Genomic DNA, 14,962 nt, shown 5'->3' on the forward strand with positions numbered 1-14,962 from the left:
GACAGAGGAGATCGTCATGGCAACCATCAAGGACGTCGCAGCATTGGCTGGGGTTTCGTTCACCACCGTCTCACACGTCATCAACAACACCAGGCCGGTCAACTCGGAGACCCGCAAGCGCGTGGAAGAAGCCATTCGCGCCACACGCTATGTGCCCAGCGCGGTCGCACGCTCGCTCAAGCACCGGACCACGCGCACCATTGGCGTACTGGTACCGACCGCCACCAACCCATACTTTGCGGAGCTGGCACGCGGCATTGAAGACGTCTGTGCCGCCGCCGGCTACAGCGTCATCCTCTGCAACTCCGACGACGACCCGCGCAAGCAGCGCGACTACCTGCGCGTGCTGATGGAGAAGCGCGTGGACGGCATCATCGTCAGCAGCGCCGGGCCCGACAATGCGCTCATCGAAGCATTGGGAGAATCCGCCCTGCCCGTGGTCATGGTGGACCGCCCGACCGAAGGCATCCAGGCCGATCAGGTGCAGGTCGATCACGAAGAAGGTGCCTACATGGCAACCAAGCATCTGTTGGAGCTTGGCCACCGGCGCATTGCCTGCATCAGCGGGCCATCGGAGCTGAGCGTGACGGCTGGCCGCCTGGCAGGCTTCCACCGTGCACTGCGCGAAGCCGGCGTGCCGGAAGCTTCCGCCCGCGTTGCCGAAGGCGATTTCACCAGCCCCGGCGGCTACCGCGCCGCGCGCCAGTTGCTGACCGAGGGCGAAATGCCCACCGCCATCTTTGCCAGCAACGACCTGATGGGCATCGGGGCCTTGCGTGCTGCGGCCGAGTTGGGCATCCCGGTGCCGAAGGCGCTTTCGATCATCGGCTTTGATGACATCGAACTCAGCCGCTACGTCTATCCAGCGCTGTCCACGGTCGGCCAGTCGATCCGCCAGTTGGGTGAAACCACCGCTCAGACGCTGCTCGAGCACCTGAGCGATGCCGCCATGCGCCATCCGGTCGACGAGCGGCAGGCGCGCCGCATTGTGCTGCCGCCGCGCCTGTCGCTGCGCGAGTCGACCGCAGAACCGGCGCGCCCGGCCCGCGCTGCTTAAGAACATCCACTCACTCTCTCAGCGTAGTCCGACATGGTGGCCAAGCGCCCTCCCGCCTCTTCTGCCCACCCGGCCGCCGACGTGCTGATCGTCGGCAGCCTCAATATGGATCTCGTGATCCGCACCCCACGCTTACCCCGCCCTGGGCAAACGGTTGCGGCACCCGCGTTGGAGACGATTCCCGGTGGCAAGGGTGCCAACCAAGCCGTGGCTGCAGCGCGCCTGGGTGGCCAGGTCGCCATGCTCGGCTGCGTGGGTGACGACGCGTATGGCACGGCCCTGCGCGACGGCCTGCGGCGCGAAGGCGTGGACACGTCGATGGTGTCAGTGCATGCAAGCGCCGCCACCGGCATCGCCTGCGTGACGGTGGCCGACAGCGGGCAGAACACCATCGTGATCGTGGCGGGGGCCAACCAGTTGCTCACGCCGGCCATGATCGAGGCGCAACGCGCGGCGTTCGAGCGCGCCCGTGTGATCGTCTGCCAGTTGGAGTCCCCGCCAGATGCGGTGGAATGCGCGCTCAAGCTTGGGGCACGGCTGGGCAAGACCGTCATCCTGAACCCCGCGCCGGCCATCGGCCCGTTGCCGACACCCTGGCTGGCGGCGTGCGATTACCTGATCCCGAATGAAACCGAAGCGGCGCTGCTGACTGCACACGCCGTCGACTCCCCCGAATCCGCGCTGGATGCTGCAGCTGACCTGCATGCACAAGGCGCGCGGCACGTAATGGTCACGCTGGGCGCGCACGGCGTTGCTTATGTGGATGCCACGACACGCTTGTTGATGCCGGCGCCGATTGCGCAGGCTGTCGACACAACTGCAGCCGGCGACACGTTTGTCGGCGCGTTTGCAGCGGCGTTGGCCGAGGGCTCGACGCCGGATGCCGCCATCGCCTTTGGTCAGGCGGCTGCGGCGGTGTCGGTCACGCGGCTGGGCGCGCAACCGTCCATCCCCTTCCGCAGCGAGCTGGGCGCGCTCGCCACGCACACGCCCTAAACCGGCGAATCAGGCTGGCGTACTGGTACCCGGCGGCGTGGCAGCTGTCGGCGCACGCGGCACCAACAGACACAGCGGATCGCGCAGAATGCGCCGCCACACCGCACCGGTGATCCGCTTGCGATCGAGCCCGCGCAGGTTGCGCGAGCGCATCGCCATGTTGAACGCCAGCGCAAACGACACCATCACGTTGAGCACGCCCATCAGCGCAATGCCGGCAACGGCCAGCCAGAACGGCGCTGTGTGCATCACGCTCGGCCCCAGCACGCCCACCGCCGTTGCCACCGCGCCGGTCGATAGCGTGACGTGGCGCACCTCCATGTGCGGCCCGAAGAACGACACGATCTCCGGCCCCAAGCCCAGCATGAACCCCAGCGACACGTTGGCGACGATGCCCGAGAGGTTCCGCTTCCAGAACCCAGCAATACGCTGCGCGCCCCGCGTGCCCACCATGAAGCGCAGGCGTCGGTGGTAGGCGATCACATCGTGCACACGGTGCAGCGCAAACCAGTTATCGGCCCAGCCGGCGGCCAGGCTCGATGCCCACAGCAGCACGCCCGTGAAGATCGCGTACAGCGGCGTTGGCCCGAGAATCGAAAACGAATCAATGGTCGCCACGGCTTTTTCCGGCGAAATCAGATTCGCATGGAAGAACCGCCCCGCCAGCCACTGCACCAGAAAAGCCACCGGCGCCACCGCCACCAGGTTCCCGGCAATCGCCGCCGCGTTGGTGCGGATCATGGCGACGGTGTCGTCCACGAAGCGCTCCAGGCCCTCGGGGCGGGCGACCTGGTCGAGCCGGTGCGCCAGCGCGGGCGCCGTCATGGCCGGCTGCTTGGTGGCCAGCGTGAAATGGGCAAAGTGGATACCGAGAAAGCTGACCGCGTAGTTGATCGACGCAAAGAAGCCCTCGGTGAACCGGGACAGGTGCGCACCGGCAATGAAGAACTTGACGTACACCGTGGCGGCCGTGATGACGCCCCCGCCGGCCGCGGCTTTCACCATCGCGCCGTACTCTTTCTTGTCGCGGGTGATGTAGTGCTCGCCGCTCTCGGCAGAACGCTCGACCACCTTGCGGGCCAGATCGGCAAACGTGGCACGGACCAGATAACCGACGCTGCGGCGGTGCTGGCTGGCGGACACGAGTTCCGCCGTCAGATGGGTGAAGCGGCGCGTGGCGCGGGTATCCGCCCAGGCGGTGAGCAGCAGGTCAATGCGGCCCAGCCACGCCTTCATGCGCTCCACCTGGAACACCACCTCGACCGACACGCCGTTCTCATCCAGATGCTGGTACACGCTGGCCGTGGCCGTGCGGCACTGGTCCAGCACCGCGCGGAAATAGTTGAGTTGCTGCGCGAGCTGCTCCGGGCGCGCGGGTGGCGCATCTGGACGCTCGAGAAAGATGGCGTTGGCCGCATCCGCCAGCCGGTAGAACGGCAGTTCGGTCACGTCTTCGTGGTCCATGCGGCTGCGGATCGCGCGCGACAGCCCCGCCGCACGCACCTGGCTGATCAGGATCTGAATGCCGATGCCCAGGCTGCGCTCCAGCCGCGTCTGGCCGGTGAGTTCATCTGCATCGCTCAAGCCGGCGCGGAACAGTGCATGCAAACGCGTCACCAGTTCATCGTCCAGGCTATCGACCCAGGCCGCGTCGTGCGGGCCGACAAACAGCAGCGCGAACAGGGCCGCCAACTGCGGTTCATTGGGCGCGGGCGGCAGAAAGCGCGCCTGCCAGCGGTCCACCAGTTCGCCCCAGAAACCCGAGCGTGACGACAAGCCCGTATCGCACAGCAGCGACACCGGGTCGTTGTCCTGCACGATGGTGCGCAGGGTCTGGCCGACGCGGGCGGCCAGGTCGGGGTTGTTCTCCAGCACCTGCAGCAGGTAGCGCAGACGCGCATACCGCCACGATTCGGAGGTGGTCCCCACGGGCCGGTCTGCACGGCGCAGCCAGTAGGCCAGCTCGATCAGCCATTCATTGCGTTCGGCCAGGCTGCGCGTAGGTTCGAACTGCGCCAGGATGGCGTCGAGTTGGTGGCTGGCGTGCCGGGAAGCGCGCCATTTGCGCCACGGATTGAGCAAAAACTTGAGCATCGAACTCCCTAGTTGACGGACACGCTCGGCTCGGCCACTACCCCCAGGCCGATTCTTCTACTTAACGTGCGGATGCCGTGATCAGGCGACGCGCCGCGCCTGAAGATGTGTCCACAATTGTGTCACGACTCCCCCGCCGCCAGCCTCGGGCGAGGCTGCGGTGCATGCCTGACGCATCAACCGCCCGTGAGGTTCAGGCGGCCGGAACGATATGGTCTTCGCCGCTCGCCCCAAAGAGTTGCGACTTGAGCTTGGCCAGCTGATCGCGCACCTGCGCCGCCTTTTCGAATTCGAGGTTTTTGGCGTGGTCGAGCATCTGCTTTTCGAGCCGCTTGATCTCCTTGGACGCCTGCTTCTCGCTCATGTCTTCGTACTTGGCGGCCTCTTGCGCGGCCTTCAGTTCTGCACGCGCATCGTCGACGTTGTACACGCCGTCGATGATGTCCTTGATGCGCTTGACCACCCCGCGCGGCGTGATGCCGTGTGCCTCGTTGTGGGCGATCTGCTTGGCGCGGCGGCGCTCGGTTTCGTCGATGGCCTTGCGCATGGAATCGGTGATGCGGTCGGCGTAAAGGATGGCGGTACCGTTCACGTTCCGCGCGGCGCGGCCGATGGTCTGGATGAGCGAGCGCTCGGCGCGCAGGAAGCCTTCCTTGTCGGCATCCAGGATCGCCACCAGCGACACTTCCGGAATGTCCAAGCCCTCGCGCAGCAGGTTGATGCCGACCAGCACGTCGAACGTACCCAGGCGCAGATCGCGGATGATCTCCACGCGTTCCACCGTGTCGATGTCCGAATGCAGGTAGCGGACCTTGACGCCGTTCTCCGACAGGAACTCGGTCAACTGCTCGGCCATGCGCTTGGTGAGCGTGGTCACCAGCACACGCTCGCCTGCTTCCACACGCAGGTGGATCTCGGAGAGCAGATCGTCGACCTGCGTCGTGGCCGGGCGCACTTCAATGGTCGGGTCGACCAGGCCCGTGGGGCGCACGACCTGCTCGACGACTTCCGTGCCAGCGGTCTTCTTTTCGTAATCCCCCGGCGTGGCGGACACAAACGTGACCTGCCGCATCTTGGTCTCGAATTCGGCGAACTTGAGTGGCCGGTTATCCAGCGCGGAAGGCAGGCGGAAGCCGTATTCGGCCAGCGTTTCCTTGCGCGCGCGGTCGCCGTTGTACATGCCGTTGAGCTGGCCGATCAGCACGTGCGATTCGTCCAGGAACATCAGCGCATCGGGCGGCAGGTAGTCGACCAGCGTCGGCGGGGCCTCGCCCGGTGCCGCGCCAGACAGATGCCGCGAGTAGTTCTCAATGCCTTTGCAAAAACCGAGCTCCTGCAGCATCTCCAGATCAAAGCGCGTGCGCTGTTCCAGCCGCTGCGCTTCCACCAGCTTGTTTTCCTTGTAGAAAAAATCGAGCCGCTCGCGCAGTTCCACCTTGATGGTCTCGATGGCCTTCAACACGGTCTCGCGCGGCGTCACATAGTGGCTCGACGGGTACACCGTGAAGCGCGGGATCTTCTGCCGCACGCGCCCGGTGAGCGGGTCGAACAGTTGCAGCGATTCAACCTCGTCGTCAAACAGTTCCAGGCGCACGGCCATCTCGGCGTGCTCGGCCGGGAAGATGTCGACCGTGTCGCCGCGCACGCGGAAGGTGCCGCGCTGGAAATCCGTCTCGTTGCGCGTGTACTGCATGGCGATCAGGCGCGCGATCACGTCGCGCTGGCTGACCTTGTCGCCCGCACGCAGCGTCAGGATCATCTGGTGGTATTCGCTCGGGTTACCGATACCGTAGATGGCTGACACGGTGGCGACGATCACCACATCGCGGCGCTCCAGCAGGCTCTTCGTCGCCGACAGCCGCATCTGCTCGATGTGCTCGTTGATCGACGAATCCTTCTCGATGAAGAGATCGCGCTGCGGCACATAAGCCTCGGGCTGGTAGTAGTCGTAGTACGAGACGAAGTACTCGACCGCGTTGCGCGGGAAGAAGTCGCGGAACTCCGAATACAGCTGCGCCGCCAGCGTCTTGTTGGGCGCAAACACGATGGCCGGGCGCCCCACCTGCGCGATCACATTGGCCATGGTGAAGGTCTTGCCCGAGCCCGTGACGCCCAGCAGGGTCTGGTACGAGAGGCCATCGCCAATGTTCTCGACGAGCTGGCGGATGGCCTCGGGCTGGTCGCCGGCCGGCGGATACGGCTGGTACAACTGGAACGGCGAGCCCTCGAAGGTCACGAATTTCGACTCGTCGTGCGAGTTGTCGTGTTGAAGGGGGACTTGGCTCAGATCGGTCATGGCGGCGGGGTGGATGGCAGCGCAGGAAGTCGAAAAAGTGACTCGCACGCCCCCAGCAAATGAGGGCGGCAGCGGCAATTGCAACCAATCGTCTAGTGTAGCGCGGCGCCCCAGCAATCGTTTAAGCGCCCTGCGCGGCGCATCTGTAGCGGCTGCCTAAACGCTTTAGACCCCTGTTCTGCAAGGATTTTTCGGGCGATTAGAGCCTGTATTCGGTACAATTCAGTCTTGTGCCCGCTTCATGCATTCGGCGTCGGCAGCCCTGCCGACCGCTTGCGGCGCACCGCCTGCAGCACTCCACCGAATTCCGAACCAACCGATCGAGACACATCTCATGTCGCTTTTCTCTGCCGTCGAACTGGCCCCGCGCGACCCCATCCTGGGCCTGAATGAAGCTTTCAACGCCGATACCCGCAGCACCAAAGTGAATCTGGGCGTGGGCGTGTACTTCACCGACGAAGGGAAAATCCCGGTGCTGCGCGCCGTGCAGGAAGCTGAAAAGGCCCGCCTGGCGACTGTCGCTCCGCGCGGCTACCTGCCGATCGAAGGCATTGCCGCCTACGACCAGGCCGTGCAAAAGCTGCTGTTCGGCGCAGATTCCCACCTGATCGCCGAAGGCCGTGTGGTCACGGCACAAGCCCTGGGCGGCACCGGCGCACTGAAGATCGGCGCCGACTTCCTCAAGCGCCTGTACCCGAACGCCAAGGTCGCCATTTCCGACCCGAGCTGGGAAAACCACCGCGCGCTGTTCGAGTCGGCTGGCTTCGAAGTCGTCAACTACGCGTACTACGATGCCCCGTCGCACGGCCTGAACTTCGCTGGCCTGCTGGATTCGCTCAACAGCTACGCAGCGAACACGATCATCGTGCTGCACGCTTGCTGCCACAACCCGACCGGCGTCGACATGACCGCCGACCAGTGGAAGCAAGTCGTGGAAGTCATCAAGGCCAAGAACCTGATCCCGTTCCTCGACATGGCCTATCAAGGCTTTGCCGACGGCATCCAGCAAGACGGCCTGGCCGTGCAACTGTTTGCGGAATCGGGCCTGCCCTTCTTCGTGTCGAGCTCGTTCTCGAAGTCGTTCTCGCTGTACGGCGAGCGCGTCGGCGCCCTGTCGATCGTGACGACCAGCAAGGACGAAGCCACCCGCGTGCTGTCGCAAGTCAAGCGCGTGATCCGCACCAACTACTCCAACCCGCCCACGCACGGCGGCACGGTGGTCGCCACGGTGCTGAACAGCCCCGAGCTGCGCGCGATGTGGGAACAGGAACTGGGCGAAATGCGCGACCGCATCAAGTCGATGCGCAATGCGCTGGTCGACAAGCTGGCTGCCAAGGGCGTGAAGACCGACTTCTCGTTCGTGAAGGCACAGCGCGGCATGTTCTCGTATTCGGGCCTGACCTCGGCCCAGGTGGATCGCCTGCGCAACGAGCACGGCATCTACGCCGTGTCGACTGGCCGTATCTGCGTGGCTGCGCTGAACACCCACAACATCGACGCCGTGGTCAACGCCATTGCCGACGTGCTGTAAGCGCCACGCCCAGCGGGCAATTGCAAAAAGAAAAGCGGCTTCGGCCGCTTTTTTGCTGCATGGTGGTTAACTGACACGGGCGCATCATACAAGGCGCGCAACACTCCGTATCAGGGTTTCTGCTGCATCGCAGTATCATGCAACGAGGCGCATAATCGTTTGCGTATTCCGTCACCACGCCGCCACCACAGACCGGTCCAGCCATGCTTTACCAGCTCCACGAATTCCAGCGCGCCCTGCTCAGCCCGATGACGGCCTGGGCCCAAGCCACCGCCAAGACCTTCACCAACCCCTTGAGCCCGCTGTCGATGGTGCCTGGCGCCCAGCGCTACGCCGCCGGCTACGAGCTGCTCTATCGCCTGGGCAAGGAATACGAGAAGCCGGAATTCGGCATCCGCTCCGTCAAGTCCAACGGGCGCGACATCCCGATCGTTGAGCAGACGATCATCGAGAAGCCGTTCTGCCGCCTGATCCGCTTCAAGCGCTACGCCGACGACGCCGAAACCATCAAGCTGCTCAAGGACGAGCCGATCGTGCTGGTGTGTGCGCCGCTGTCGGGGCACCATTCGACGCTGCTGCGCGACACCGTGCGCACGCTGCTGCAGGATCACAAGGTGTACGTCACGGATTGGATCGACGCCCGCATGGTGCCGGCCGAAGCCGGCGCGTTCCATCTGTCGGACTACATCAACTACATCCGCGAGTTCATCAACCACATCGGTGCCGACAAGCTGCACGTGATCTCGGTGTGCCAGCCGACCGTGCCGGTGCTGGCTGCCATCTCGCTGATGGCCTCGGACGGCGAAAAGACGCCGCGCACCATGACCATGATGGGCGGCCCGATCGACGCCCGTAAGAGCCCGACCGCTGTCAACTCGCTGGCGACCAACAAGTCGCACAGCTGGTTCGAGACCAACGTGATCTACACGGTGCCGGCCAACTACCCGGGCCACGGCCGCAAGGTCTATCCGGGCTTCCTGCAGCACGCCGGCTTCGTGGCCATGAACCCGGACCGCCACGTCTCGTCGCACTACGACTACTACCTGAGCCTGATCGAAGGCGACACCGAAGACGCCGAAGCCCACGTCCGTTTCTACGACGAGTACAACGCCGTCCTCGACATGGCCGCCGAGTACTACCTCGAAACCATCCGCGACGTGTTCCAGGAGTTCCACCTGGCCAACGGCACGTGGGTCATCGAAGGCAAGCCGGTGCGCCCGCAGGACATCAAGGGCACCGCGCTGTTCACCATCGAAGGCGAGCTGGACGATATCTCCGGCAGCGGCCAGACCGAGGCGGCCCACGGCCTGTGCACCGGCATTCCCAAGGCGCGCAAGCAGCATTTGACGGCACCGAAGTGCGGCCACTACGGCATCTTCTCGGGCCGCCGCTGGCGCGAGCAGGTGTATCCGCAACTGCGCGATTTCATTCGCCAGTACGATCAGGGCGCACCCCGCATCAAGGCCGTCGCCTAAGTCCGGCGCACCAGAAAAAAAGCCTCGCAACCGCGAGGCTTTTTTGTTTTGAGATGGCGTGCGACTCAGCCCTCAGGCCGCTCCAGATAGGCCAGCAGCATCTTGATGTGCAACTGCGCGAAGGCTTCGTGCTCGTCAGCCGAGGCGATGTCTCGGCCGATCACCGCGCTGATCGTGTAGCGATTGGACAGCACGTAGTAGCCCAGCGCAGAGATCGTGAGGTACAGCCGCGAGACATCCACATCCTTGTGGAAGATGCCGCTGCGCTGACCCCGCTCGACCACACCACGCAGCACGTCGATGACCGGGTTGACCAGCTCCCCCAGGTGCGGCGACGTCTTCAGGTGCCGCGCCTCATGCAGGTTCTCGCTGTTGAGCAGGCGGATGAACTCGGGGTTCTCGTAGTAGAAATCCCAGACGAAACGCGCCAGCTGGATGACCGCTTCGCGCGGGTCGGACGACTCGATCTGCACTTGCTCTTCAGCCTGCTTGAAGCGGAAGTACATGTGCTCGAGCACGGTCAGGAAGAGCTTTTCCTTACTGCCGTAGTAGTAGTACAGCATGCGCTCGTTGGTCTCGGCGCGGCGGGCGATGGCGTCGACACGGGCGCCGGCAAAGCCACCGCGTGAGAACTCTTCAAGTGCCGCAGCGAGGATGCGCCGGCGTGTGCCAGCGGGGTCGCGACGTGCGCGGGGTGCGGCAGAATCGCCCGAGGTATCGACGGGATCAATGTCGGCGAGCGGCGCGGCTGGGTAAGACGGCATGGCACGTCGGTCCGTTTAGAACCTAAGGATTATGTCATACGGTTAAGACATGATCGCCGCGGTCAATGTCAGGGCATGCACGCCTTGCGCGGCCGCCAAATCAGCGATAATGGCAGGCTATTCAAACGATAAGTCCCATCGTGGTTTCCTTGGTCCCCGCATTGGCCAATTCCCTGGCCGACCGGCTCGAACACCTCCTGCCGCAGACGCAATGCACCAAGTGCGGCTACAACGGCTGCCGCCCGTACGCTGAAGCCATGGCGAGCGGTGAGGCGCTGCCCAACCGTTGCCCGCCGGGCGGTGCAGAGGGCATCCGCCGCTTGTCCGAGGCGCTCGGCCGCACGGGCGATCTGCTGCCGCTGGACCCAACCAACGGCATCGAGCAGCCACGCGCTGTGGCCGTCATCGACCCGGAACGCTGTATCGGCTGCACGTTGTGTATTCAGGCATGCCCGGTCGATGCCATCGTCGGCGCACCCAAAGCGATGCACACGGTGCTGGAAGACTGGTGTACCGGCTGTGACCTCTGCGTACCGCCCTGCCCGGTCGATTGCATCGACATGATCCCCATCACCGGTGAACGCACGGGCTGGGACGCCTGGAGCCAGGCACAGGCCGACGTCGCCCACGATCGCTACGATTTCCGCAACGCCCGCCTCAAACGCGAGCAAGCCGAGAACGAAGCACGCCTGGCCGCTAAGGCCGCCGCCAAGCTGGCCGCCGTCAGCGCAGAACAACCCGCCGACGATGCCGAGCGTGCCGCCCAGGCACGCAAGAAGGCGATCATCCAGGCCGCCATCGAGCGCGCCCGCCAGAAGCAGGCGGAGATGGCTGCGCGCGGGCAGGGTCCGCGCAACATCACCGATGTGTCGGCAGACGTGCAGGCTCAGATCGACGAAGCCGAAGCCCGCCGCAAGCGCATCGCCGACCAGATCGAGCACAGCGCCAACCCCGACACAGACCAACCCTGACGCCCGACGATGAATCCCGCCAAGCGCCACGCCATCTTCGAGACCCTGCGCGAGAACAACCCCACGCCAACCACGGAGCTGGAGTACACCTCACCGTTCGAGCTGCTGATTGCTGTCCTGCTCTCTGCGCAGGCGACCGACGTGGGCGTCAACAAAGCCACGCGCAAGCTGTTTCCAGTGGCGGACACGCCGGCCAAGATGCTGGCGCTGGGCGAGGAAGGCATCACCGAATACATCAAGACCATCGGGCTGTACCGCACCAAGTGCAAGCACATCCTGCAGACGTGCCGCATCCTGCTTGACCAGTACGGCGGTCAGGTGCCGCGTGATCGCGCCGCCCTGGAAAGCTTGCCGGGCGTGGGCCGCAAGACCGCCAATGTGGTGATGAACACGGCCTTCGGCGAGCCGACGATTGCGGTGGACACGCACATCTTCCGCGTAGCCAACCGCACCGGACTGGCGCCGGGCAAGAACGTACTGGAAGTGGAACTGAAACTGCTGAAGGTAGTGCCGGAGGAATTTCGCCAGGATGCGCACCACTGGCTGATCCTGCACGGGCGCTACGTGTGCAAGGCGCGCAAGCCCGAGTGCTGGCACTGCGCGATCGAGCCACTGTGTGAGTTCAGGCCGAAGACACCGGCGCCGAAGGAATAAAAAACGGGGACCGCAGTTTCGAATGCGAGTCCCCGTTTCTCTTTGCGCGATCGGCTGTCGATCAGACGATCTTGCAGGCCTCTTCAAACGACAGGCGCGGGTTGCGCGGATGCAGCTTCTCCACGTCGCCGTAGCCGATGTTCATTATGAAGTTGACCTTCCACTGGCCATCGGGGAAGAACGTCTCGTTGACCTTGTTGGCGTCGAAGCCGGCCATCGGGCCGCAATCCAGACCCAGCGCGCGGGCCGCGATCACCAGGTAGCCGCCCTGCAGCGAGCTGTTCATCAATGCAGCAGCGTTGATCTTGGCCTGGTCACCGGCGTACCACGAACGCGCATCGGCGTGCGGGAACAGCTTGGGCAGTTGCTCGTGGAATTGGATGTCGTACGCGACGATCACGGCCACGGGCGCCTGGCGGGTCTTTTCCTGGTTGCCGGCCGACATGCACGGAATCAGGCGTTCCTTGGCAGCCGCGCTCTTCACGAACACGAAGCGGGCCGGTGTGCTGTTGGCGGCGGTCGGGCCGTACTTGACGGTCTCGTACAGCGTGTTCAGCAGTTCATCGTCGACCGGCTTGTCCAGCCACACGTTGTGTGTGCGGGCCTCGTGGAACAGTTGGTCCAGCACGGACGGTTCAAGCATGGGCATTGCAGGGTGCTCCTGAAAAGAGTCAAGGAGCGCATTGTAATGCGGCCCGCTACGTTGCGCCGGCCGGGTCTCAGCGCAGGAATGCATCAACGCCCTGATGGTCAACACTGACCAGCATGCAGAAACGACATGCCTTCATTGTATTTAATCGCTTTTCTTGCGATGCGCCGTTCAAAGCGCATGTCATTTTTACCAGTAGATTGCACGCTCCACAAAACAGACCTTTACAACGGTTTCCTTACGAACTACTTTTTCGTTCGTCATTGAATCACCAGCAGGTTGAGCGAACCGGATTCGCACTTTGATTTAACCAAAGTGCGTGGATGCATTCGCGCTAACGTTTTCGCATTGCCATCGCTGACTTTGCGCAAACAGCCTGCCAGCTTGATTCCCTGACTCCGGCGTTGTTCCTATTTTTGAAACCCCACCAGGTTTCAAGGGGATCGTTTTGCCGAATAAAAATAGATTGAATTAAATTCCCCGTAAGAGGCGGGAAATCAGAATATCCGGTTTGCGCGGGATAGAGATTACAAAACGCAAATCAGATATGGAGCCAACTTAAAACCATCCGTTTTAAGTGATGGCGTTCGTCATCCTGAAAAAGGCCTTTATCGCCATGAAAAAATCCAGGTTATCGACCAGTGATTTTGCAGGTTTGCCCAAAGCCCTGGGCGCATCGCTTGCCGCGGCAGCGCTCGCTGCCTCGCTGCTAGCGGGTTGCGGCGGCGGAGACTCCTCTGCCACCGCCAACCCCAGCGGCACCGCTGTGGATGCGGGCAAGACGGTCACGCAACCGGTGACGGCAGCCACGCCGCCCGATCAACCGTACGTAGACCCCAACGTCTACGGCACCGGCCCCAATGACGCCCTCGCCGCTGACCCAGGCGAAAGCGCCGCCATCACGCACCACACGGTCACCATCGGCGGCAAGAGCATCGCCTACACCGCCACCGCCGGCCACCTGACGACCATCGACCCCGTCACGTCGAAAGCCAATGCGTCGATGTTCTACGTGGCGTACACGCAGGACAATCCGGACCCGTCCAAGCCGCGCCCGGTGACGTTCTTCTACAACGGCGGCCCCGGCTCGTCGTCGGTCTTCCTGCTGCTGGGCTCGTTCGGGCCGAAGCGCCTGCAGTCATCGTTCCCGAACTTCACGCCACCGGCACCGTACAAGCTGCCTGACAACCCGGACAGCCTGCTTGACCGCTCCGACCTCGTGTTCATCAACCCGGTGGGCACCGGCTATTCGGCCGCCATCTCCCCTGCCGTGAACAAGAACTTCTGGGGGGTGGATCAGGACGCCCACTCGATCGACCGCTTCATCCAGCGCTACCTGACCAAGTACTCACGCTGGAACTCACCCAAGTTCCTGTTCGGCGAATCGTATGGCACGGCGCGCAGTGCGGTGGTGTCGTGGGTGCTGCATGAAGACGGTATCGAGCTGAACGGCATCACGCTGCAATCGTCCATCCTCGACTACTCGAACGCACTGTCGGCCGTCGGCATCTTCCCGACGCTTGCTGCGGACGCGTGGTACTGGAAGAAGACAACGGTGAACCCACCGCCCGCCGATCTCGACAGCTACATGGCCCAGGCCCGCAACTACGCCGACAACACGCTCGCACCGCTGGCACAGGCGCCGAGCGCGGCGGACGGCGGCTTCGTCAACGTGCGCCTGAACCTGAACCTGCAGTCTGCGCAGACGATGGGCTCGTACATCGGCACCGATCCGATCTCGCTGATCCAGACGTTCGGCAATCCGGCGGCGCTGGGCAACGTGCCATCGCAGAACAACAACCCGCCGTACACGTTCTTCCTAACGCTGAACCCAGGCATCCAAATCGGTCAGTATGACGGCCGCGCCAACTACACGGGCAAGGGCATCGCACCGTTCATCCTGCCGAATTCGGGCAGCAACGATCCGTCGATTTCCAACATCGGCGGCGTATACACGGTGCTGTGGAACAGCTACCTGAACACCCAGCTCAAGTACACGTCGACCTCGTCGTTCGTGGACCTGAACGACGCCGTGTTCAACAACTGGGACTTCAGCCACATCGACCCGACGGGCGCCAACAAGGGCGGCGGCAACACGCTGTACACCGCCGGCGACCTGGCCTCGACGATGAGCCTGAACCCCGACCTGAAGGTGCTCCAGGCCAGTGGCTACTACGACGCCGTCACGCCGTTCCACCAGACCGAGCTGACGCTGGCGCAGATGCCACTCGACCCGGCCATCAAGTCCAAGAACCTGACGATCAAGAATTACCCGTCGGGCCACATGATCTATCTGAACGATACGTCGCGTACCGCCCTCAAGGGTGACCTGGCCTCGTTCTACGATGGCGTGTTGGCGGATCGGCCGGCCCTGATGCGGGTGCAGGGCCTGCAACGCTTGCCGGAAGGCGTGAAGAAGTAATCGCCTGAAAGCTGAAAAGCAAACCGCCCGACCAGGTTCAGGCCTGGTCGGGC

Annotated in this window: 11 protein-coding genes; 7 read left to right on the forward strand and 4 right to left on the reverse strand. The window is 63.7% G+C overall.

Features of this window, described 5'->3' with window-relative positions:
• Positions 1-16: 16 nt before the first annotated feature.
• Together V6657_RS11030 and rbsK are read left to right on the forward strand one after the other, a co-directional pair.
• Positions 17-1,057, forward strand: coding sequence for a LacI family DNA-binding transcriptional regulator (locus tag V6657_RS11030; RefSeq protein WP_048931758.1), 1,041 nt, complete (start codon positions 17-19; stop codon positions 1,055-1,057).
• Between the two features lie 33 nt (positions 1,058-1,090).
• Positions 1,091-2,053, forward strand: coding sequence for a ribokinase (gene rbsK / locus V6657_RS11035; protein WP_048931757.1), 963 nt, complete (start codon positions 1,091-1,093; stop codon positions 2,051-2,053).
• Between the two features lie 9 nt (positions 2,054-2,062).
• On the opposite strand, the gene V6657_RS11040 is transcribed toward rbsK, so the two are convergent.
• On the reverse strand, positions 2,063-4,147 hold the full coding sequence (locus V6657_RS11040) for a recombinase (protein ID WP_048931756.1): 2,085 nt from the start codon (positions 4,145-4,147) through the stop codon (positions 2,063-2,065).
• 193 nt (positions 4,148-4,340) lie between these two features.
• On the reverse strand, positions 4,341-6,443 hold the full coding sequence (gene uvrB, locus V6657_RS11045; protein WP_048931755.1) for an excinuclease ABC subunit UvrB: 2,103 nt from the start codon (positions 6,441-6,443) through the stop codon (positions 4,341-4,343).
• Between the two features lie 334 nt (positions 6,444-6,777).
• Between uvrB and V6657_RS11050 the strand changes: the two genes are divergently transcribed.
• Together V6657_RS11050 and phaZ are read left to right on the forward strand one after the other, a co-directional pair.
• Entirely contained in the window at positions 6,778-7,974 is a 1,197-nt protein-coding gene (locus tag V6657_RS11050; RefSeq protein ID WP_048931754.1) for an amino acid aminotransferase, read from the forward strand.
• A 203-nt stretch (positions 7,975-8,177) separates the two neighbouring features.
• The gene (phaZ, locus tag V6657_RS11055; protein ID WP_048931753.1) at positions 8,178-9,449 is read left to right on the forward strand and encodes a polyhydroxyalkanoate depolymerase; all 1,272 of its coding nucleotides are present in this window, start codon (positions 8,178-8,180) and stop codon (positions 9,447-9,449) included.
• A 65-nt stretch (positions 9,450-9,514) separates the two neighbouring features.
• Here phaZ and V6657_RS11060 read toward each other — a convergent pair whose 3' ends face one another.
• Complete coding sequence (locus V6657_RS11060) at positions 9,515-10,213, reverse strand: TetR/AcrR family transcriptional regulator (RefSeq protein ID WP_048931752.1); 699 nt, start codon at positions 10,211-10,213, stop codon at positions 9,515-9,517.
• A gap of 140 nt (positions 10,214-10,353) precedes the next feature.
• Here V6657_RS11060 and rsxB point away from each other — a divergent pair, with 140 nt between their 5' ends.
• The gene (gene rsxB, locus V6657_RS11065) at positions 10,354-11,184 is read left to right on the forward strand and encodes an electron transport complex subunit RsxB (RefSeq protein WP_048931751.1); all 831 of its coding nucleotides are present in this window, start codon (positions 10,354-10,356) and stop codon (positions 11,182-11,184) included.
• Positions 11,185-11,193: 9 nt separating this feature from the next.
• Positions 11,194-11,838: an endonuclease III gene (gene nth, locus V6657_RS11070; protein ID WP_048931750.1), complete on the forward strand. Its 645-nt coding sequence runs from the start codon at positions 11,194-11,196 to the stop codon at positions 11,836-11,838.
• Positions 11,839-11,899: 61 nt separating this feature from the next.
• On the opposite strand, the gene V6657_RS11075 is transcribed toward nth, so the two are convergent.
• Positions 11,900-12,487: a malonic semialdehyde reductase gene (locus V6657_RS11075; protein ID WP_048931749.1), complete on the reverse strand. Its 588-nt coding sequence runs from the start codon at positions 12,485-12,487 to the stop codon at positions 11,900-11,902.
• Positions 12,488-13,103: 616 nt separating this feature from the next.
• On the opposite strand from V6657_RS11075, the gene V6657_RS11080 reads away from it, so the two are divergent.
• Entirely contained in the window at positions 13,104-14,909 is a 1,806-nt protein-coding gene (locus tag V6657_RS11080; RefSeq protein WP_171017937.1) for a peptidase S1, read from the forward strand.
• Positions 14,910-14,962: the final 53 nt, after the last annotated feature.

Origin of the sequence: Ralstonia sp. RRA (assembly GCF_037023145.1) — a bacterium.
In the GTDB taxonomy this organism is placed as follows: domain Bacteria; phylum Pseudomonadota; class Gammaproteobacteria; order Burkholderiales; family Burkholderiaceae; genus Ralstonia.

What these genes read in the sequence shown, in the direction of transcription:
- V6657_RS11050 (WP_048931754.1), top strand. Translation starts at nt 6,778, where the DNA reads ATGTCGCTTTTCTCTGCCGTCGAACTGGCCCCGCGCGACCCCATCCTG.
- nth (WP_048931750.1), top strand. Translation starts at nt 11,194, where the DNA reads ATGAATCCCGCCAAGCGCCACGCCATCTTCGAGACCCTGCGCGAGAAC.
- V6657_RS11030 (WP_048931758.1), top strand. Translation starts at nt 17, where the DNA reads ATGGCAACCATCAAGGACGTCGCAGCATTGGCTGGGGTTTCGTTCACC.
- uvrB (WP_048931755.1), bottom strand. Translation starts at nt 6,443, where the DNA reads ATGACCGATCTGAGCCAAGTCCCCCTTCAACACGACAACTCGCACGAC.
- rbsK (WP_048931757.1), top strand. Translation starts at nt 1,091, where the DNA reads ATGGTGGCCAAGCGCCCTCCCGCCTCTTCTGCCCACCCGGCCGCCGAC.
- V6657_RS11060 (WP_048931752.1), bottom strand. Translation starts at nt 10,213, where the DNA reads ATGCCGTCTTACCCAGCCGCGCCGCTCGCCGACATTGATCCCGTCGAT.
- V6657_RS11040 (WP_048931756.1), bottom strand. Translation starts at nt 4,147, where the DNA reads ATGCTCAAGTTTTTGCTCAATCCGTGGCGCAAATGGCGCGCTTCCCGG.
- V6657_RS11080 (WP_171017937.1), top strand. Translation starts at nt 13,104, where the DNA reads ATGAAAAAATCCAGGTTATCGACCAGTGATTTTGCAGGTTTGCCCAAA.
- V6657_RS11075 (WP_048931749.1), bottom strand. Translation starts at nt 12,487, where the DNA reads ATGCCCATGCTTGAACCGTCCGTGCTGGACCAACTGTTCCACGAGGCC.
- phaZ (WP_048931753.1), top strand. Translation starts at nt 8,178, where the DNA reads ATGCTTTACCAGCTCCACGAATTCCAGCGCGCCCTGCTCAGCCCGATG.